Genomic DNA, 18,861 nt, shown 5'->3' on the forward strand with positions numbered 1-18,861 from the left:
GACCGTGTCCGACCCGACACCCGTGATCGACGACCTGCGCGAGGAGAGCGAGGAACTCGACGCCCTGGTAGCCGGGTTGAGCCCGGAGGACTGGCGCCTGGCCACTCCGGCGCCCGGCTGGACGATCGCCCACCAGATCGCGCACCTGAACTGGACCGACCGGGCCGCCCTGGCCGCCGTCACCGACGAGGACGGGTTCAGGGGGCTGGTCGAGCAGGCGCTCGCCGCACCCGACCGGTACGTCGACGACGGCGCCGAGGAGGGGGCGAAGCAGGACCCCGCCACGCTGCTGACGGCCTGGCGGGAGGACCGCGCCGCCCTCGACGAGGCGCTGCGCACCGCCGCCCCGGGGGCCCGCTTCCCCTGGTACGGCCCGCCCATGGCCACCGCCTCCATGGCCACCGCCCGCCTGATGGAGACCTGGGCCCACGGCCTGGACATCGCGGCCGCCCTCGGCGTGTCCCGCCCGCCCACCGACCGACTGCGCCACGTCGCCCGCATCGGCGTCCGCGCCCGGGACTTCGCCTACGCCGCCCACGGCCTCACCCCGCCCGCCGAACCGTTCCGCGTCGAACTCACCGCGCCCGGCGGGGACGTGTGGGCGTACGGCCCCGAGGACGCGCCCCAGCGCGTGACCGGCCCCGCGCTCGACTTCTGCCTCCTGGCCACCCAGCGCGCCCACCGGGCCGACCTCGCCCTCACCGCCGAGGGCCCGGACGCCGACCGCTGGCTGGACATCGCCCAGGCCTTCGCCGGACCGCCGGGAGCCGGACGCCCGCCCGGAGCCGGACGCCCGCCGGGAGCCGGACGCCCGGCGCAGGGGGAGCCCCGGTGAGCGTGCTCCGCGTCGGCAACGCCTCCGGCTTCTACGGCGACCGCTTCGACGCCATGCGCGAGATGCTCACCGACGGCCCGCTGGACGTCCTCACCGGCGACTACCTCGCCGAGCTGACCATGCTCATCCTCGGCCGGGACCGGCTGAAGGACACCGGCGCCGGATACGCCCGCACCTTCCTGCGGCAGTTGGAGGAGTGCCTCGGCCTCGCCCACGACCGGGGTGTGCGGATCGTCGCCAACGCGGGCGGCCTCAACCCGGCCGGACTCGCCGACGCCGTACGGGCACTGGCCGAGCGGCTCGGCATCCCGGTGCGGGTCGCGCACGTCGAGGGCGACGACCTCACCGCCGACCACCCCGGCGCGCTGGCCGCGCACGCCTACCTCGGCGGCTTCGGCATCGCCGCGTGCCTGCGGGCCGGCGCGGACGTGGTGGTCACGGGTCGGGTCACCGACGCCGCGCTGGTCACCGGGCCCGCCGCCGCGCACTTCGGCTGGGGGCCCACGGAGTACGACCGGCTGGCGGGCGCCGTCGTCGCCGGGCACCTGCTGGAATGCGGGGCACAGGCGACCGGCGGCAACTACGCCTTCTTCCGGGACGGCGACGTACGGCGCCCCGGCTTCCCGCTCGCCGAACTGCACGCCGACGGCACCTCGGTCGTCACCAAGCACGACGGCACCGGCGGCTTCGTCGACGTCGGCACGGTCACCGCCCAACTGCTGTACGAGACGGGCGGCGCACGGTACGCAGGACCCGACGTCACCGCCCGGCTGGACACCGTACGGCTGAGCCAGGACGGGCCCGACCGCGTCCGGGTCGAGGGCGTGCGCGGCGAGGCTCCGCCGCCCACCCTCAAGGTCGGCCTCAACCGCCTCGGCGGCTTCCGCAACGAGGTCGCCTTCGTCCTCACCGGCCTGGACGTCGAGGCCAAGGCCGACCTGGTCCGGACGCAACTGGAACCCGCTCTCGGCAGGATCGCCGACGTCCGCTGGGACCTGGTCCGCACCGACCGGCCCGACGCCCCCACCGAGGAGACGGCCGGCGCCCTGCTGCGGCTCGTCGTCCGGGACGCCGACCAGCAGGCCGTGGGACGGGCGCTGAGCGGCGCCGCGATCGAGCTGGCTCTCGCGAGCTACCCCGGATTCCATGTGCTCGCGCCACCTGGGAAGGGCGCGCCCTATGGGGTCTTCGAGGATGTGTATGTCCCCCATGGGGCCGTCGACCATGTGGCCGTCCTCCATGACGGGCGGCGCGTGACCGTGGCACCACCCCCGGCCCAGGACACCGTCGCACTCGCACATGTGCCGGAGCCACCCCTGCCGCGGCCACTCCCGCCGGGACCCGTCCGCCGCGCCCCCCTCGGCCTCGTGGCCGGTGCCCGCAGCGGTGACAAGGGCGGCAACGCCAACGTCGGCGTGTGGGCGCGGACCGACGACGCCTGGCGCTGGCTCGCCCACGAGCTGACCGCCGACCGGTTCCGCGAACTGATCCCGGAAGCCCGCGACCTGCCCGTCACCCGGCACCAGCTCCCCAACCTGCGCGCCCTCAACTTCGTCGTCGAAGGCATCCTCGGCGAGGGCGTCGCCGCGCAGGCCCGTTTCGACCCGCAGGCCAAGGCGCTCGGCGAATGGCTGCGCGCCCGGCACCTGGACATCCCGGAGAGGTTGCTGTGACCGTCCCGCCGTACACCCCGGAGGCCCCGCTGTGACCGTCCTGCCCTCCGTCCTGGACCCGGCCGCCCCCGACCACCGGGCCAACCGCGAGGCCATGCTCGCCAGGCTCGCCGAGCTGGACGCCGAACACGCCAAGGCCCTCGCGGGCGGCGGCGAGAAGTACGTCGCCCGGCACCGGAAGCGCGGCAAGCTCCTCGCCCGCGAGCGCATCGAGCTGCTCCTCGACCCGGACACGCCCTTCCTGGAGCTGTCGCCGCTCGCGGCCTGGGGGAGCGAGTACACGGTCGGCGCCTCCCTCGTGACCGGCATCGGTGTCGTCGAGGGCGTCGAGTGCCTGATCACCGCCAACGACCCGACCGTGCGCGGCGGCGCCAGCAACCCCTGGTCGCTGAAGAAGGCCCTGCGCGCCAACGACATCGCCCTCGCCAACCGGCTGCCCTGCATCAGCCTGGTGGAGTCCGGCGGCGCCGACCTGCCCTCCCAGAAGGAGATCTTCATCCCCGGTGGTGCGATCTTCCGGGACCTCACCCGGCTGTCGGCGGCCGGAATCCCCACCGTCGCCGTCGTCTTCGGCAACTCCACGGCCGGGGGCGCCTACATCCCCGGCATGTCCGACCACGTGATCATGGTCAAGGAGCGCGCCAAGGTGTTCCTCGGCGGGCCGCCGCTGGTCAAGATGGCCACCGGCGAGGAGAGCGACGACGAGTCGCTGGGCGGCGCCGAGATGCACGCCCGCACCTCCGGCCTGGCCGACCACTTCGCCGTCGACGAACCGGACGCCCTGCGCCAGGCCCGCCGCGTCGTCGCCCGGCTGGGCCACCGCAAGGCGTACGCCGACCCGCCGCCGGCCGCGCCGCCCAAGTACGACCCCGAGGAACTCCTCGGCATCGTCCCCGGCGACCTGCGCACCCCCTTCGACCCGCGCGAGGTGATCGCCCGGATCGTCGACGCCTCCGACTTCGACGAGTTCAAGCCCCTGTACGGGACCAGCCTGACCACCGGCTGGGCGAGCCTGCACGGCTATCCGGTCGGCATCCTCGCCAACGCCCAAGGGGTCCTGTTCAGCGAGGAGTCGCAGAAGGCCGCCCAGTTCATCCAGCTCGCCAACCAGCGCGACATCCCGCTCCTCTTCCTCCACAACACCACCGGCTACATGGTCGGCAGGGAGTACGAGCAGGGCGGCATCATCAAGCACGGCGCCATGATGATCAACGCGGTCTCCAACTCCCGCGTCCCCCACCTCTCCATCCTCCTGGGCGCCTCCTACGGCGCCGGGCACTACGGCATGTGCGGCCGCGCCTACGACCCCCGCTTCCTCTTCGCCTGGCCCAGCGCCAAGTCCGCCGTCATGGGCCCGCAGCAGCTCGCCGGGGTCCTGTCCATCGTCGCCCGCCAGTCCGCCGCCGCGAAGGGGCAGCCGTACGACGACGAGGGCGACGCCGCCCTGCGCGCCATGGTCGAGCAGCAGATCGAGTCCGAGTCGCTGCCCATGTTCCTGTCCGGGCGGCTCTACGACGACGGCGTCATCGACCCGCGCGACACCCGCACCGTCCTCGGCCTGTGCCTGTCCGCCGTCCACACCGCCCCCTACGAGGGCGCGCGCGGCGGCTTCGGCGTCTTCCGGATGTGAGGAACCACATGATTGCTTCCGTACTGGTCGCCAACCGGGGCGAGATCGCCTGCCGGATCTTCCGCACCTGCCGCGAGTCGGGCATCCGCACCGTCGCCGTGCACTCGGACGCCGACGAAAACGCCCTCCACGCGCGCGTGGCCGACGCCGCCGTACGCCTGCCGGGCGCGGCCCCCGCCGACACCTACCTGCGCGGCGACCTGATCGTGAAGGCCGCCGTCGCCGCCGGAGCCGACGCCGTCCATCCCGGCTACGGCTTCCTCTCCGAGAACGCCGACTTCGCGCGCGCCGTACGGGACGCGGGGCTGGTGTGGGTCGGACCGCCGCCCGAGGCCATCGAGGCGATGGCGTCCAAGACCCGAGCCAAGGAACTCATGGGCCTCGCGCCCCTCACCGACGTCACCGAGGCCGACCTCCCGGTGCTGGTGAAGGCGGCGGCCGGCGGCGGCGGACGCGGCATGCGCGTCGTACGCCGGCTCGCCGACCTCGACGCCGCACTGACCGCCGCCCGCGCGGAGGCCGCGAGCGCCTTCGGCGACGGCGAGGTCTTCGTCGAGCCCTACCTGGAGAACGGCCGCCACGTCGAGGTGCAGATCCTCGCCGACACCCACGGCACGGTGTGGGCGCTCGGCACCCGCGACTGCTCCCTCCAGCGCCGCCACCAGAAGGTGATCGAGGAGGCCCCGGCACCCGGCCTGACCCCCTCGCTCACCACCGAACTCCACGACCTCGCCGTACGCGCCGCCCGTGCCGTCGACTACGTCGGCGCGGGCACCGTCGAGTTCCTCGTCGCCGACGGCACGGCGCACTTCCTGGAGATGAACACCCGGCTCCAGGTCGAACACCCGGTCACGGAGGCGGTCTTCGGCATCGACCTCGTCGCCCTCCAGCTCCGGATCGCCGAAGGCCACGCCCTCGAAAACGACCCCCCGCGCGCGCGTGGCCACGCCGTCGAGGCCCGCCTCTACGCCGAGGACCCGGCGAGCGGCTGGGCCCCGCAGACCGGCCGCCTGCACCGCCTCACCATGCCCGACGGCATCCGCCTGGACACCGGCTACACCGACGGCGACGACATCGGCGTCCACTACGACCCCATGCTCGCCAAGGCGGTCGCCCACGCACCCACGCGCGCGGAAGCCGTCCGCCGACTCGCCGGCGCCCTGGAACGGGCGGCGGTCCACGGCCCGGTCACCAACCGCGACCTGCTCGTCCGCTCCCTACGCCACGAGGAGTTCACCTCCGGCCACATGGACACGGGCTTCTACGACCGCCACCTCGCCGCCCTCACCGAGCCGGCCCCCGACCCCCTCGCCCCGCTGGCCGCCGCCCTGTCCGACGCCACCGTCAAGGGGGGCCGCTTCGGCGGCTGGCGCAACCTGCCCTCCCAACCGCAGGTCAAGCGGTACACCGTGGCGGGCCAGGAACACGAGGTCCGCTACGGGCACACCCGCACGGGTCTCACCGCCGAGGGCGTACGCGTCGTCCACGCCGGTCCCGACCGGGTCGTCCTCGAAACGGACGGCGTACAACGCCCCTTCGACATCGCCCGCTACGGCGACCAGGTCCACGTCAACGCCACACGTCTCACCGCCCTGCCCCGCTTCCCCGACCCCACCACCCAGCACGCCCCCGGCTCCCTCCTGGCCCCCATGCCGGGCACGGTCGTCCGCGTCGCGGAGGGCCTGACGGAGGGCACCACCGTCCAGGCGGGCCAGCCCCTGCTGTGGCTGGAGGCCATGAAGATGGAACACAGGATCACCGCCCCGGTCACGGGAGTACTGACGGCTCTGAACGCCGTTCCTGGCCACCAGGTGGCGGTCGGTTCTCTCCTGGCGGTGGTGCAGGAGACGTAGGGGCGCGGGGCTGCATTGAATATGCGGCTCCGCCGCGTGGGCGCGACCAGCCACAACGAACCCGCACCCGAAGGAGCACAGTGACCACCCTCATCGAATCCGAAGAGCACAAGTCCCTCCGCGAAGCGGTGGCGGCATTCGCCCAGACCCACCCCCACACCCTCAACGCCGAAGACAACACCCGCCTCTGGCAAGCCGCTGCCAAGCTCGGCTACATCGGCGTCAACCTGCCGGAGGCATACGGCGGAGGCGGCGCCGGCATCACCGAACTCTCCCTCGTCCTCGAAGAGCTGGGCGCCGCGGGCAACCCCCTCCTCATGATGATCGTCTCCCCGGCGATCTGCGGCACCGTCATCGCCCGCTTCGGCACCGACGAGCAAAAACGCGAATGGCTCCCGCCACTCGCCGACGGCACCCGCCTCATGGCCTTCGGCATCACCGAACCCGACGCCGGCTCCAACAGCCACCGCATCACGACCACCGCCCGCCGGGACGCGGCCACGGGCGACTGGATCCTCACCGGCCGCAAGGTCTTCGTCTCCGGCGTCGACCTCGCCGACGCCACCCTGATCGTCGGCCGCACCGAAGACGCCCGCACCGGCAAACTCAAGCCCTGCCTCTTCATCGTCCCGCGCGACGCCCCCGGTTTCGAGCGTCGCCCCATCGACATGGAACTCAACGCCGTGGAGCGGCAGTTCGAGCTGACCCTCGACGACGTACGGCTGCCCGCCGACGCCCTGGTCGGCGACGAGGACGCGGGCCTCCTCCAGCTCTTCGCGGGCCTCAACCCCGAGCGCGTGATGACGGCCGCCTTCGCGATCGGCATGGGCCGCCACGCCCTCGCCAAGGCCGTCGAGTACGCCCGTGAACGCACCGTCTGGAAGACGCCCATCGGCGCCCACCAGGCCATCGCCCACCCCCTCGCCCAGGCGCACATCGACCTCGAACTCGCCCGCCTGATGATGCAGAAGGCGGCCCACCTGTACGACGCGGGCGACGACGTCGGCGCGGGCGAGGCCGCCAACATGGCCAAGTACGCGGCCGGGGAGGCCTGTGTGAAGGCCGTCGACCAGGCCGTGCACACCCTCGGCGGCAACGGCCTCACCCGCGAGTTCGGGCTCGCCCGGCTGATAACGGCCTCGCGCGTGGCCCGTATCGCCCCCGTGAGCCGGGAGATGATCCTCAACTACGTCTCCCACCAGACCCTGGGCCTGCCCAAGTCGTACTAGGCCAGTACGAGGCCCGTACAAGGCCAGTACTGAGGCCGTATCCAGCCCGCGTTGGAGGAACCGTGTTCCGCAGCGAGTACGCAGACGTCCCGCCCGTCGACCTGCCCATCCACGACGCCGTGCTCGGCGGGGCCGCCGCCTTCGGCAGCACCCCGGCGCTGATCGACGGCACCGACGGCACCACCCTCACCTACGAGCAGGTGGACCGGTTCCACCGGCGCGTCGCCGCCGCCCTCGCCGAGACCGGCGTGCGCAAGGGCGACGTCCTCGCCCTGCACAGCCCCAACACCGTCGCCTTCCCCCTGGCCTTCTACGCCGCCACCCGCGCGGGTGCCTCCGTCACCACGGTGCATCCGCTCGCGACGGCGGAGGAGTTCGCCAAGCAGCTGAAGGACAGCGCGGCCCGCTGGATCGTCACCGTCTCACCGCTCCTGTCCACCGCCCGCCGGGCCGCCGAACTCGCGGGCGGCGTCCAGGAGATCCTGGTCTGCGACAGCGCGCCCGGCCACCGCTCACTCGTCGACATGCTGGCCTCGACCGCGCCCGAACCCTCCGTCGCGATCGACCCGGCCGAGGACGTCGCCGCCCTGCCGTACTCCTCCGGCACCACCGGCACCCCCAAGGGCGTCATGCTCACCCACCGGCAGATCGCCACCAACCTCGCCCAGCTCGAACCGTCGATGCCGTCCGCGCCCGGCGACCGCGTCCTCGCCGTGCTGCCGTTCTTCCACATCTACGGCCTGACCGCCCTGATGAACGCCCCGCTCAGGCTCGGCGCCACCGTCGTCGTCCTGCCCCGCTTCGACCTGGAGCAGTTCCTCGCCGCCATTCAGAACCACCGCATCACCAGCCTGTACGTCGCCCCGCCGATCGTCCTGGCCCTCGCCAAACACCCCCTGGTCGCCGACTACGACCTCTCCTCGCTGAAGTACATCGTCAGCGCCGCCGCACCCCTGGACGCGCGCCTCGCCGCCGCCTGCTCCCGACGGCTCGACCTGCCGCCCGTCGGCCAGGCCTACGGCATGACGGAACTGTCCCCGGGCACCCACGTCGTCCCCCTGGACGCCATGGCCGACGCACCGCCCGGCACCGTCGGCAAACTCATCGCCGGCACCGAGATGCGCATCGTCTCCCTCACCGACCCCGGCAAGGACCTGCCCGCCGACGAGTCCGGCGAGATCCTCATCCGCGGCCCCCAGATCATGAAGGGCTACCTCGGCCGCCCCGACGCCACCGCCGCCATGATCGACGCCGACGGCTGGCTGCACACCGGCGACGTCGGACACGCCGACACCGACGGCTGGCTGTTCGTCGTCGACCGCGTCAAGGAACTGATCAAGTACAAGGGCTTCCAGGTGGCCCCCGCCGAACTGGAGGCCCTCCTGCTCACCCACCCCGGCGTCGCCGACACGGCCGTCATCGGCGAGTACAACGACGACGGCAACGAAGTACCGCACGCCTTCGTCGTACGCCAGCCGGCCGCACCCGACCTCGCGGAGGGCGAGATCATGATGTACGTCGCCGAACGCGTCGCCCCCTACAAACGCGTCCGCAAGGTCACCTTCGTCGACGCCGTCCCCCGCGCCGCCTCCGGCAAGATCCTCCGCCGACAGCTGAGGGAGCAGCGGTGACCCCGGCCGCCCACGTCGACCGCACGCGCGCGCGGGGCGTCGAGACCCTCACCCTCGACTCCCCGCACAACCGCAACGCCCTGTCCGCCGCCCTCGTCGACGGCCTGGCCGGCGCCCTCACCGCGGCGGGCGAGGACCCCGGCGTCCGCGCCGTCGTCCTCACCCACACCGGCAACACCTTCAGCGCCGGCGCCGACCTGCGCGACCCGCCCGACCCGGACGCCCTGGTCGGCCTGTTCCGGCGGATCGCCGAGCTGCCGAAACCGGTGATCGCCCGCGTCGCCGGGCACGTCCGCGCCGGCGGGCTCGGCCTGGTCGCCGCCTGCGACATCGCGGCGGCGTCCACGGAGTCGACCTTCGCCTTCACCGAGGTCCGCATCGGTGTGGCCCCCGCCGTCATCTCCCTCACCCTGCTGCCCCGCACCGACCCCCGCGCCCTCGCCCGCTACTACCTCACCGGCGAGCGCTTCGCCGCCGCCGAGGCCGCCCGCACCGGCCTGGTCACCGCGGCGGGCGACGACGTGGACGCCGTACTCGAACCCGTCCTCGACGGTGTGCGCCGTGCCTCACCGCAGGGCCTGGCCGAGACGAAACGGCTGCTCACGGCTAGGGTGCTGGAGGCCTTCGACCGGGACGCGGCCGACCTCACCGCGCTCTCGGCCCGGCTGTTCGCCTCCCCGCAGGCCCGCGAGGGGATGACGGCCTTCCTCGAACGACGGGATCCGGAATGGGTGGTGTGAGCGGCGCCGTGAACGCGGCCGACCGCGCGGAGCGCGTGCCCAAGCAGGACCGCAGCCGGGCCACCCGGCAACGGCTCCTGGAAGCCGCTGTGGCCTGCCTCGCCGAACGCGGCTGGGCCGGATCCACGGTCTCCGTCGTCGCCGAACACGCCGGAGTCTCCCGCGGCGCCGCCCAGCACCACTTCCCGACCCGCGAGGACCTCTTCACCGCGGCCGTGGAGTACGTCGCCGAGGAACGCTCCGTCGCGCTGCGCGCCCTCTTCCCCGAGCGCGCCGCCGCCGACGACCGGCGCGCGGTGGTCGCCGCCCTCGTCGACCTCTACACCGGCCCGCTCTTCCGCGCCGCCCTGCACCTGTGGGTGGCCGCCTCCAACGAGGAGCAGCTGCGCGGCCGGGTGACCGAGCTGGAGGCCCGCGTCGGCCGCGAGAGCCACCGCATCGCCGTCGACCTCCTCGGGGCCGACGAGACCCGCCCCGGCGCCCGCGAAACCGTCCAGGGCCTCCTCGACATGGCCCGCGGCCTGGGCCTGGCCAACCTCCTCACCGACGACGGGGCCCGGCGGGAACGGGTCGTGGAGCAGTGGGCGCGGCTGCTGGAGCAGGAGCTGGACGGGGAGGCGGGCTGACGCCGTGGGGGACCGGTTCCAGGCGATCGTCGACCTCGACGCGGACGACGGCGACGCCGGGCCGCTCGCCCGGCGCGTGCGGGAGTGGCTGGTGGCCGAGGGCGTCATCCTCGGCGAGCGCACCCCCTGCGTCCCCGGACAGCCCCTGGGTCATCCGCCCGGCCCGCACTGGGAGCGGGCGGTGACCGACGACTGGGACTTCCCACCCTCGGACGGCCTCGCCGTCCACACCCGGCGCACCGGCTTCACCAGCGGCGCTGACCTGCCGGGCGCGGCCCTGTGCCCCCGGTGTGCGACGTCCCTCGCCCTCGACGACGCAGCCGCCTGGCCAACCTTCAGCACCGCGATGCAGACCTGGCACGACACGGGCACGGCGGCGGTGGACTGCCCGGCCTGCGCCGCGCAGGTCCCCGTCCAGGACTGGACCTGGGACGAGGCGCCGCTCGCTCTCGGCCACCTCGGCTTCGAGTTCTGGAACTGGCCCGACCTCACCGACGACTTCCGCGCCCGCGTCGCCGCCCACCTCGACGGCCACCGCACCACGTACCTCTGGGGCAGGTTCTGAACGCGGCGCCGGGACCCGTCACGGACTGAGCCGCTCCACCCGCCAGCCCCCGCCGGCCTCCGCCACGTACCGCAGCCGGTCGTGCAGCCGGTTCTCCCGGCCCTGCCAGAACTCCACCGCCGCCGGCACCACCCGGAACCCGCCCCAGTGCGGCGGCACCGGCACCTGCTCGCCCTCCGGATACCGCGCCGCCAGCTCGGCGTACGCCGCGTCCAGGGCACGCCGCCCGGCCACCACCGTGGACTGCGCGCTGGCCCAGGCACCCAGCTGGGAGCCGTGCGGCCGGGTCCGGAAGTACGCGGCGGTCTCGTCCCGGCCCGTGCGACGAGCGACGCCCGTGACCACGACCTGCCGGGCCATCGGATGCCAGGGGAACAGCAGCGACACGTGCGGGTTCGCGTCCAGCTCGCGTGCCTTGCGGGAGTCGTAGTTGGTGTAGAACACGAACCCCTGCTCGTCGAAGTGCTTCAACAGCACCGTGCGGGAGCTGGGCCGCCCCTCGGCGTCCGCCGTGGAGACCACCATGGCGTTCGGCTCGAACAGCCCGCCGTCCGTCGCCGCCTGCTTGAACCAGCGCGCGAACTGCTCGACGGGCGTCGCCGCCAGCTCGGTCTCGGACAGCCCCTCGGCCCGGTACTGCTTGCGCATCGAGGCGAGATCGAAGGGGACTGGGTCGGCGGCGGGGACGGCGGAATCGGCTTCGCGATCGGTCACGCCGCCCATCCTGCCGTATCCGACCGGGCACCCGGCCGCCGGTCCTCGCCCGGTCGCCCACGGCACGGAGCGGGCACCCGGTGGCACTCAGTGCCGTAGACACTCCCCAAACGGGGCACCCGGGGATATGGTGCTTGGTCCCGCTCCGGCCGGATGACCGACGGCCGTACGGGGCATCACAGGGGTGACCGCCGGGACCGCGAGTCGGACACACGACCGTGGATCCATGGAGGCGCCGCACCGTCTCCGCACAGGTCGCCGTACACCACTGATCACGAGGAGCCGCCTGATGTCCGACTTCGTACCCGGGCTAGAGGGAGTCGTCGCGTTCGAGACGGAGATCGCCGAACCCGACAAGGAGGGCGGCGCCCTTCGCTACCGCGGCGTCGACATCGAGGACCTGGTCGGGCACGTCTCCTTCGGCAACGTCTGGGGCCTGCTCGTCGACGGGGCCTTCAACCCCGGCCTGCCGCCCGCCGAACCCTTCCCCATCCCCGTGCACTCCGGCGACATCAGGGTCGACGTCCAGTCGGCCCTCGCCATGCTCGCCCCGGCGTGGGGCCTCAAACCCCTCCTGGACATCGACGCCGCACAGGCCCGCGACGACCTCGCCCGCGCCGCCGTCATGGCCCTGTCCTACGTCGCCCAGTCCGCGCGCGGCCAAAGCCTGCCCATGGTCCCGCAGCGCGAGATCGACAAGGCCCAGTCCGTCGTCGAACGCTTCATGATCCGCTGGCGCGGCGAACCCGACCCCAAGCACGTCGCCGCCGTCGACGCCTACTGGACCTCCGCCGCCGAGCACGGCATGAACGCCTCCACCTTCACCGCCCGCGTCATCGCCTCCACCGGCGCGGACGTCGCCGCCGCCCTCTCCGGAGCCGTGGGCGCCATGTCCGGGCCGCTGCACGGCGGCGCCCCGTCCCGCGTCCTGCACATGATCGAGGAGATCGAACGCACCGGCGACGCCGAGGCCTACGTCAAGAAGACCCTCGACGCGGGCGAACGCCTCATGGGCTTCGGCCACCGCGTCTACCGCGCCGAGGACCCGCGCGCCCGCGTCCTGCGCCGCACCGCCCGCGAACTGGGCGCCCCGCGCTACGAGGTCGCCGAGGCCCTGGAAAAGGCCGCCCTCGCCGAACTGCACGCCCGCCGCCCCGACCGGGTCCTGGCCACCAACGTCGAGTTCTGGGCCGCCATCATGCTGGACTTCGCGGAGGTCCCGGCCCCCATGTTCACCTCGATGTTCACCTGCGCCCGCACCGCAGGCTGGTCCGCGCACATCCTGGAACAGAAGCGCACCGGCCGCCTGGTCCGCCCCTCCGCCCGCTACGTGGGCCCGGGCACCCGCGACCCCCACGACATCGAGGGCTACGCCGACATCGCGGACTGACCGCCCCCTGAACGCAGGCGACCCGCGAGTCAGGTTCCTCCGTGGAGGAGCCGGCCGGACGTACCGGCGACTCGCGGGTCGGGTGACTGCGATGGATTGGCCGGCTGCGTGCATCGCGCACACGCGGGTCCGGCACCGCACAGGATGTGGTGACGGGCTGCTAGCCCGCAGCCACCTCTTCCGTCCGGTATTCATACATTTGCCGAACCACCTCCCTTCCGAAGTAACAGCAACACTAGGAAGCCGTCTCCCACGGATCAACCCATTTTTCTGAGGTTCTCGGGCCGCTCCACCGCCCCCGCCAGGTCCAGCGCGGTGGCGATCCGGACCGCCACGTCCTCCGCGTACATCGCGTCCGGTCGCTCGAAGGCGCTGCGGCCCGCGCCGCGCAGGAACGTGACGACGCCCAGGGTCCGGCCGCGGCTGCGCAGTACCGCGCACAGGCCGTGCACCGTGTCCTCCGGCCACTGGCGGGCCGTGGCCCACCGGCGTACCTGCTCGGCCGGGACCGCCCGCACACCGGCGCTGGCCCGGACCGAGCCCGCTCGCTCCACGCACTGCACGGCGGGGTGCCCCTCGCCGTAGCGCACCGGCATCCCGGACGTCCCGGACGGCACGCTGGGCCCGGGCGCGCCGGACGGTGTGGCCGCGACCCGTACGAGCCGCACCTGCTCCGCGGCGTCGGTGTCCGACGTCGCGCCGCCCACCACGCGGTCGATCAGGGCGTGGTCGGCGAACCCGGCCAGGGCGAAGTCCAGGTGGACGATCGCGGCCTCGGCCGGGTCCTCGCACTCGGCGGCGGCGCGTGCCGCCCGGTGCAGCTGGTTGGCCCGGAAGCGCAGCAGCGCCGCCTCCTGCTCGCTCTGCTTCGACTCCGTGACGTCCTGGAACAGCCAGCCGACGCCCAGCGGCACCGGCTCCTCCGCGAGCGGCGAGGCCAGCCGTACGAACCCGCTGCGCCAGCACCGGCGCCGCTCGCCCTCGGGGGTGCGCAGGCTCACCCACACCTCGGCGGGTGCGGGTGGCGCGCCCTCGGCCAGGACGTGCGTCAGCGCGTTCTCCAGCTCTTCGACGCCCTGGGCGAGCAGGTCGCCGAGGGGCCGTCCCAGGACGGATGTGCGCCCGGCTCCGAGCGCGCGTGCCGCGTGGGCGTTGACCACGGCGGGTCGCAGGTCCGCGTCGACCAGGACGACGCCCCAGCTCGCGTCCTCCAGCAGGGCCTCGCTCAGCGCGATGGAGCGCTCCAGGTCGATCTGTGCGTGCACCTCGCTGAACGCGCAGTACACCCCCGCGGGCCGCCCGTCGGGGCCGCGCACCGCCGCGGACTGGGTGCGCACCAGCACCCGGCCGCCGTCCTTGGTCAGCAGCGCGAACTCGTTCACCTGGCGGCCCGGCGCCCGCATGGCGGACAGCAGGCGGTCCTCGACCTCTCCGGCGTCCGCGCTGCGCACGGCCCATCCCGCGAAGCCCTGCCGGCCCACGGCCTCGGCCGCGCTCCAGCCGAGGATCCGCTCCGCCTCGCGGTTCCAATGGGTCACGACCCCGTCCGCGTCGAAGGCGCACAGGGCCGCGTCCATGCCGTCGAGGAGCGCGGCCAACAGGTCCGCGCCGTCCCGCTCGGGCTGCTCCGGCTCGTCCGGCCCCAGCTCGTCGGTGGTCCCACTACGCCGCGAAGCACTCACCTGGACCCCCTGCAGGCTGCGTCCGCCGTACGGTACGTCGGTTCGCTCACTGGCCTTCATTCAACTCGAACGTGATGCAGCACACACCGAGTTCCCGCAAGTTCGCGGAAATCGTTGTACTGCGGAAACTCGGCATACGCCCCCGTCATGAAGGGGCGTGGCCGGTCATGCCGGGCGGGCGGGGGCGAGCCTGAGATCGACCCACTCGTCGTGCTCGCCGTCGAGCACGTACCGCTCCTTCTCCACGAACCCACGCGCCCCGGCGAACCGCAACCCGTCGGTGTTGGCGGCCAGCACCACGGTCTCCACCGTTCCGGCGCCCAGCACGCGCGCGTGTGCCAGCCCTTCCTCGTAGAGTGCCGTGCCGATCCCGCGCCCCCGGTACGCGGGCAGCGTCCGTGCGATCACGGTCGCGACCCGCTCCTCGCCCCCGGGCGGCCGCACGGTGGAGCAGCCGACGAGCGTGTCCCCGAGGTAGGCGTTGGCCAGGCGGTTGCGTCCGGCGCGTTCCCGCGCCTCGTCGTGGGTCATGGCGGCCGGCGGCACGATCACGTTGTGCACGTGCCGCCACTCCTCGACCATGGCGTCCCCGTCCACCGGCTCGATCCGCAGTGCCGGGCCGGCTCCGGTCGCGACCGTTCCCCGGCGCGCGTACACCTCGATCTCGATCCGCATCCGCTCGTCGGCGAGGCCGCACACCATCATCGTCGCGGCCGGCCGTACCTGCCCGAACGCCCGGCGCAGCACGGGCCAGCACGGTTCGAAGTCCTCCCGCGCGGGCAGCAGATAGCGCACCCGCACCACGTCCGCGAACGTGCATCCCGCTTCCGCCAGCGCGGACCCGATGTTCCGCAGGCACTGTTCGGCCTGCTCGACCACGTCCCCGGAGATCGTCATCGCCGCGTAGTCGAAGCCGGTCGTCCCGGACACGTGCACCCAGTCCCCGTCGACGACGGCGCGGGCGTACCCGATCCGCTCCTCGAACGTCGACCCGCCGACTATCGACCGCCTGACCGGCGGGCCCCCCTGTAGTTCCGTCATGGGCGGAACCGTAGGTGAGCGGCGCGGAAACGATCAATGCCTTTGGTGTGCCGCGGGTCCCGCGGTCGTTCAGCGGCGGTAGAAGATGCGCTCGCCGTACTGCTCCAGTACGCGGGCGTTCCATTCGTGGCCGCCGTCCACGTTGCCCGAGCGCAGCAGCGGGGGTTCGACGCCGCGGTCGGCGAGGGTGGCGGCGGCCGTGGCCGTCACGGCCTGCATCAGGGCGGCGGTGACGACCGTGGAGGCGGGTGCGAAGGGGGCGGGGACGGTGTCGAGGGTGAGTTCCGCGTCGCCGACGGCGATCTTGGAGTCCAGCACGATGTCGCAGTGGTCCTTGAGGAAGGTGCCGGAGGTGTGCCGCGACGTCGTCTGCGACGCGTACGCGACCGAGGTCACGCCGATGACCCGCAGGCCGAGGGCGCGGGCGTGCATGGCCATCTCGACGGGCAGGGCGTTGCGTCCGGAGAGGGAGATGATCACCAGGGCGTCGCCCGCGCGGAGCGGCGAGGAGTCCAGTACGGCGCTCGCGAGGCCGTCGATCCGTTCCAGGGCGGAGCCGAGGGTGGCGGGCATGACGTCGATGCCGACGACGCCGGGCACGGTGAGCAGGTTCATCAGGGCGAGCCCGCCGGCGCGGTACACGACGTCCTGGGCGGCGAGGGAGGAGTGACCGGCGCCGAAGGCGAAGAGCCGGCCGCCGTTCTGCACGGTGTCGGCGAGCAGCGTGCCGGCCGCCTCGATGCCGGCCGCCTCCTCGTCGCGGACGCGTCGCAGGAGGTCGATCGCCGCGTCGAGGAACTGGCCGGCCGGCTTGTGGTCGCTCATGCGGGGCCCCTTCGGAGTGGCTGTGTCGCGGATCACGGTGCGGTCTGGACCAGTGCGGTGTCAATACGGCGTCAACGCGGCGGACAGGGCCCGGGCGGGCGCCGTCGGACCCGGCTTTTCGCGGCGAGGCACGGTTGTCGGTGGTATGCGTCAGAATTGGTGGCAGGGCCAGCGCACGCGCCGGTGGGCCGTAGCCTCCGGCAATCTCATCGAGGGGCACGTATGTCCGGACTGATCGACACCACGGAGATGTACCTCCGCACCATCCTCGAGCTGGAGGAGGAAGGTGTGGTCCCGATGCGCGCCCGGATCGCCGAGCGGCTCGACCAGAGCGGCCCGACGGTCAGCCAGACGGTGGCGCGGATGGAGCGCGACGGGCTGGTGTCCGTGGCGGCGGACCGGCATCTGGAGCTGACCGACGAGGGCAGGCGGCTGGCGACGCGCGTGATGCGCAAGCACCGGCTCGCGGAGTGCCTGCTCGTCGACGTGATCGGCCTGGAGTGGGAGCAGGTGCACGCGGAGGCGTGTCGTTGGGAGCACGTGATGAGCGAGGCGGTGGAGCGCCGCGTGCTCGAGCTGCTGCGGCACCCGACCGAGTCGCCGTACGGGAACCCGATCCCGGGCCTGGAGGAGCTGGGCGAGACCGACGGGGCCGATCCGTTCCTGGACGAGGGGATGGTCTCCCTGGCCGACCTCGACCCGGGGATCGAGGGCAAGACGGTCGTCGTGCGCCGGATCGGCGAGCCGATCCAGACGGACGCGCAGCTGATGTACACGCTGCGCCGGGCCGGGGTGCAGCCCGGCTCGGTGGTGAGCGTGACCGAGTCGGCGGGCGGCGTGCTGGTGGGCAGTGGCGGCGAGGCCGCCGAGCTGGAGGCGGACACCGCTTCCCACGTGTTCGTCGCCAAGCGCTGACCGCGCCCGGAGAGGACCGTTGTCCGGGGCCCGTGGATTCGGGGTCCCTGTGCGCCGAATCGCAGCGGTCGGGCGTTTCGCGTGCGAGGCTGTCGCCTGAGGCACCGGACGTGAGGGGCTCTTGGCCGTGGCTGACAGCGATGTCGCCCGGGCCGGAGAGGGGGGTGGGGCATGCCGGAGAGACGGCCGGCGAGACGGAGAGGGCCCCGGCGCCGTGTGGCGCCGGGGCCTGTCCTCCCCTGTGCTGACCTGGAGCCCCGAGCTCTCAAGGTCAATCCCCTCGGACCGTTTTCCCCGAGCGGTCCGCCTCCCGTTGAAGATCTCCCCTGGGCGGCGGCGATCAATCCCTGAGCGGTGTCACTCGAATGAGGGGTGTTGCTCGTCGAGACGGCTCTTTCGAATGGGTATTCGATAAGCTTCGATACCTTGCACGGCAGGCAGGACACGGTTCACAGGACCGGCCGGTCCGCGAGGGCGGGCGGTCCGAGCGGAGCTTGGGGGTGCCAGGACCAATGGCGCGGCGCATCGACGTGACCGGCGCGGGCGGCGTACGCCTCGCGGCCTGGGAGTTCGGCGACCCTCCCAAGACCGACGGGGCGCACGACCCGTCCTCCTCCGCGTCCGGCGCGGGAGACCTGCCCGGCGTGCTCTTATTGCACGGCCTGATGGGCCGCGCCTCGCACTGGGCTCCCACGGCCCGCTGGCTCTCCGCCCGGCACCGGGCCGTCGCCCTCGACCAGCGCGGCCACGGCCGCAGCGACAAGCCCCCGCGGGCCGCCTACACCCGGGAGGCCTACGTCGAGGACGTCGAGGCCGCCCTGGAGCAGCTCGGCCTCGGCCCGGCCGTCCTCATCGGTCACGCCATGGGCGCGCTGACCGCCTGGCAGCTCGCCGCCAAACGCCCCGACCTGGTCCGCGGTCTGATCATCTGCGACATGCGGGCCTCCGCCCTCGGCGCCGCCTCGCAGCACACCTGGACCGAGTGGTTCCGCGCCTGGCCGGTCCCCTTCGCCACGCTCGCCGACGTCCGCAAGTGGTTCGGCGAGGACGACCCGTGGGTGGAGCGGCCGAACCCGGCCCGCGGCGAGTTCTACGCCGAGGTGATGGCCGAGTCCCCGGACGGCTGGCGCCCCGTCTTCGAACCCGAGCAGATGCTGCGCTCCCGCGAGACCTGGGTCTACGACGCGCACTGGGAGGAGCTGGCCCAGGTGCGCTGCCCCACCCTGGTGGTGCGCGGCCTCGACGGCGAGCTGGGCCGTGCCGAGGCCCAGGAGATGGTCCGCGTCCTGCCGAGCGGCCAGTACGCGGAGGTCGCCGACGCCGGCCACCTCGTCCACTACGACCAGCCGGAGGCATGGCGCACGGCCATCGAGCCGTTCCTGAACGCTCTCGGGGACGCCTGACCGGCCCGCCCCAGCCTGACCGGCCCGCCCCAGCCTGACCGGCCCGCCCCAGCCTGACCGGCCCGCCCCAGCCTGACCGGCCCGCCCCAGCCTGACCGGCCCGCCCCAG

The 18,861-nt window shown here is 73.3% G+C and carries 16 protein-coding genes; 12 read left to right on the forward strand and 4 right to left on the reverse strand.

Translation table 11 applies throughout. The annotated features are described in order from the left end of the window. Positions 1-4: 4 nt before the first annotated feature. From ACFYZ3_RS25070 to ACFYZ3_RS25110, 9 genes are all read left to right on the forward strand, one after another. Positions 5-835 (forward strand): TIGR03084 family metal-binding protein, encoded by an 831-nt coding sequence (locus ACFYZ3_RS25070; protein WP_388521803.1) that lies wholly within the window; start codon positions 5-7, stop codon positions 833-835. Then, positions 832-2,508 (forward strand): acyclic terpene utilization AtuA family protein, encoded by a 1,677-nt coding sequence (locus ACFYZ3_RS25075; protein ID WP_388521806.1) that lies wholly within the window; start codon positions 832-834, stop codon positions 2,506-2,508. Before ACFYZ3_RS25070 ends, ACFYZ3_RS25075 begins: the two co-directional genes overlap by 4 nt. 31 nt (positions 2,509-2,539) lie before the next feature. Next, positions 2,540-4,138 (forward strand): acyl-CoA carboxylase subunit beta, encoded by a 1,599-nt coding sequence (locus ACFYZ3_RS25080; protein WP_388521809.1) that lies wholly within the window; start codon positions 2,540-2,542, stop codon positions 4,136-4,138. Between the two features lie 8 nt (positions 4,139-4,146). Further along, on the forward strand, positions 4,147-5,991 hold the full coding sequence (locus ACFYZ3_RS25085) for an acetyl/propionyl/methylcrotonyl-CoA carboxylase subunit alpha (protein ID WP_388521812.1): 1,845 nt from the start codon (positions 4,147-4,149) through the stop codon (positions 5,989-5,991). Between the two features lie 80 nt (positions 5,992-6,071). Next, positions 6,072-7,220 (forward strand): acyl-CoA dehydrogenase family protein, encoded by a 1,149-nt coding sequence (locus ACFYZ3_RS25090; protein WP_388521814.1) that lies wholly within the window; start codon positions 6,072-6,074, stop codon positions 7,218-7,220. 62 nt (positions 7,221-7,282) lie between these two features. Beyond that, the gene (locus ACFYZ3_RS25095; protein WP_388521817.1) at positions 7,283-8,851 is read left to right on the forward strand and encodes a 4-coumarate--CoA ligase family protein; all 1,569 of its coding nucleotides are present in this window, start codon (positions 7,283-7,285) and stop codon (positions 8,849-8,851) included. Further along, positions 8,848-9,591, forward strand: coding sequence for an enoyl-CoA hydratase family protein (locus ACFYZ3_RS25100; RefSeq protein WP_388521820.1), 744 nt, complete (start codon positions 8,848-8,850; stop codon positions 9,589-9,591). The genes ACFYZ3_RS25095 and ACFYZ3_RS25100 overlap by 4 nt, the downstream gene beginning before the upstream one ends. Next, positions 9,579-10,217, forward strand: coding sequence for a TetR/AcrR family transcriptional regulator (locus tag ACFYZ3_RS25105; RefSeq protein WP_388521823.1), 639 nt, complete (start codon positions 9,579-9,581; stop codon positions 10,215-10,217). Before ACFYZ3_RS25100 ends, ACFYZ3_RS25105 begins: the two co-directional genes overlap by 13 nt. 4 nt (positions 10,218-10,221) lie before the next feature. Next, on the forward strand, positions 10,222-10,782 hold the full coding sequence (locus tag ACFYZ3_RS25110; protein WP_388521826.1) for a hypothetical protein: 561 nt from the start codon (positions 10,222-10,224) through the stop codon (positions 10,780-10,782). An 18-nt stretch (positions 10,783-10,800) separates the two neighbouring features. On the opposite strand, the gene pdxH is transcribed toward ACFYZ3_RS25110, so the two are convergent. Then, positions 10,801-11,505 carry a pyridoxamine 5'-phosphate oxidase gene (pdxH, locus tag ACFYZ3_RS25115; protein ID WP_388521829.1) on the reverse strand — a complete coding sequence of 235 codons (705 nt, stop codon included), beginning with the start codon at positions 11,503-11,505 and terminating at the stop codon, positions 10,801-10,803. Between the two features lie 280 nt (positions 11,506-11,785). Here pdxH and ACFYZ3_RS25120 point away from each other — a divergent pair, with 280 nt between their 5' ends. Further along, the gene (locus ACFYZ3_RS25120) at positions 11,786-12,886 is read left to right on the forward strand and encodes a citrate synthase 2 (RefSeq protein WP_361012975.1); all 1,101 of its coding nucleotides are present in this window, start codon (positions 11,786-11,788) and stop codon (positions 12,884-12,886) included. A gap of 257 nt (positions 12,887-13,143) precedes the next feature. Here ACFYZ3_RS25120 and ACFYZ3_RS25125 read toward each other — a convergent pair whose 3' ends face one another. The 3 genes from ACFYZ3_RS25125 to ACFYZ3_RS25135 all read right to left on the reverse strand — a co-directional run bounded on the left by ACFYZ3_RS25125 (position 13,144) and on the right by ACFYZ3_RS25135 (position 16,434). Further along, entirely contained in the window at positions 13,144-14,568 is a 1,425-nt protein-coding gene (locus ACFYZ3_RS25125) for a PAS domain-containing protein (RefSeq protein WP_388521833.1), read from the reverse strand. A 165-nt stretch (positions 14,569-14,733) separates the two neighbouring features. Next, the gene (locus ACFYZ3_RS25130; protein ID WP_388521836.1) at positions 14,734-15,609 is read right to left on the reverse strand and encodes a GNAT family N-acetyltransferase; all 876 of its coding nucleotides are present in this window, start codon (positions 15,607-15,609) and stop codon (positions 14,734-14,736) included. 69 nt (positions 15,610-15,678) lie between these two features. Beyond that, a complete protein-coding gene (locus ACFYZ3_RS25135; RefSeq protein ID WP_388521839.1) occupies positions 15,679-16,434 on the reverse strand; it encodes an SIS domain-containing protein in 756 nt (251 codons plus the stop codon). A gap of 222 nt (positions 16,435-16,656) precedes the next feature. Here ACFYZ3_RS25135 and ACFYZ3_RS25140 point away from each other — a divergent pair, with 222 nt between their 5' ends. Beyond that, a complete protein-coding gene (locus tag ACFYZ3_RS25140) occupies positions 16,657-17,349 on the forward strand; it encodes a metal-dependent transcriptional regulator (protein ID WP_104635278.1) in 693 nt (230 codons plus the stop codon). A gap of 512 nt (positions 17,350-17,861) precedes the next feature. Further along, positions 17,862-18,752, forward strand: coding sequence for an alpha/beta fold hydrolase (locus ACFYZ3_RS25145; protein ID WP_388521842.1), 891 nt, complete (start codon positions 17,862-17,864; stop codon positions 18,750-18,752). Positions 18,753-18,861 lie beyond the last annotated feature (109 nt).

Source organism: Streptomyces sp. NPDC001599 (assembly GCF_042893535.1).
Taxonomy (GTDB): domain Bacteria; phylum Actinomycetota; class Actinomycetes; order Streptomycetales; family Streptomycetaceae; genus Streptomyces.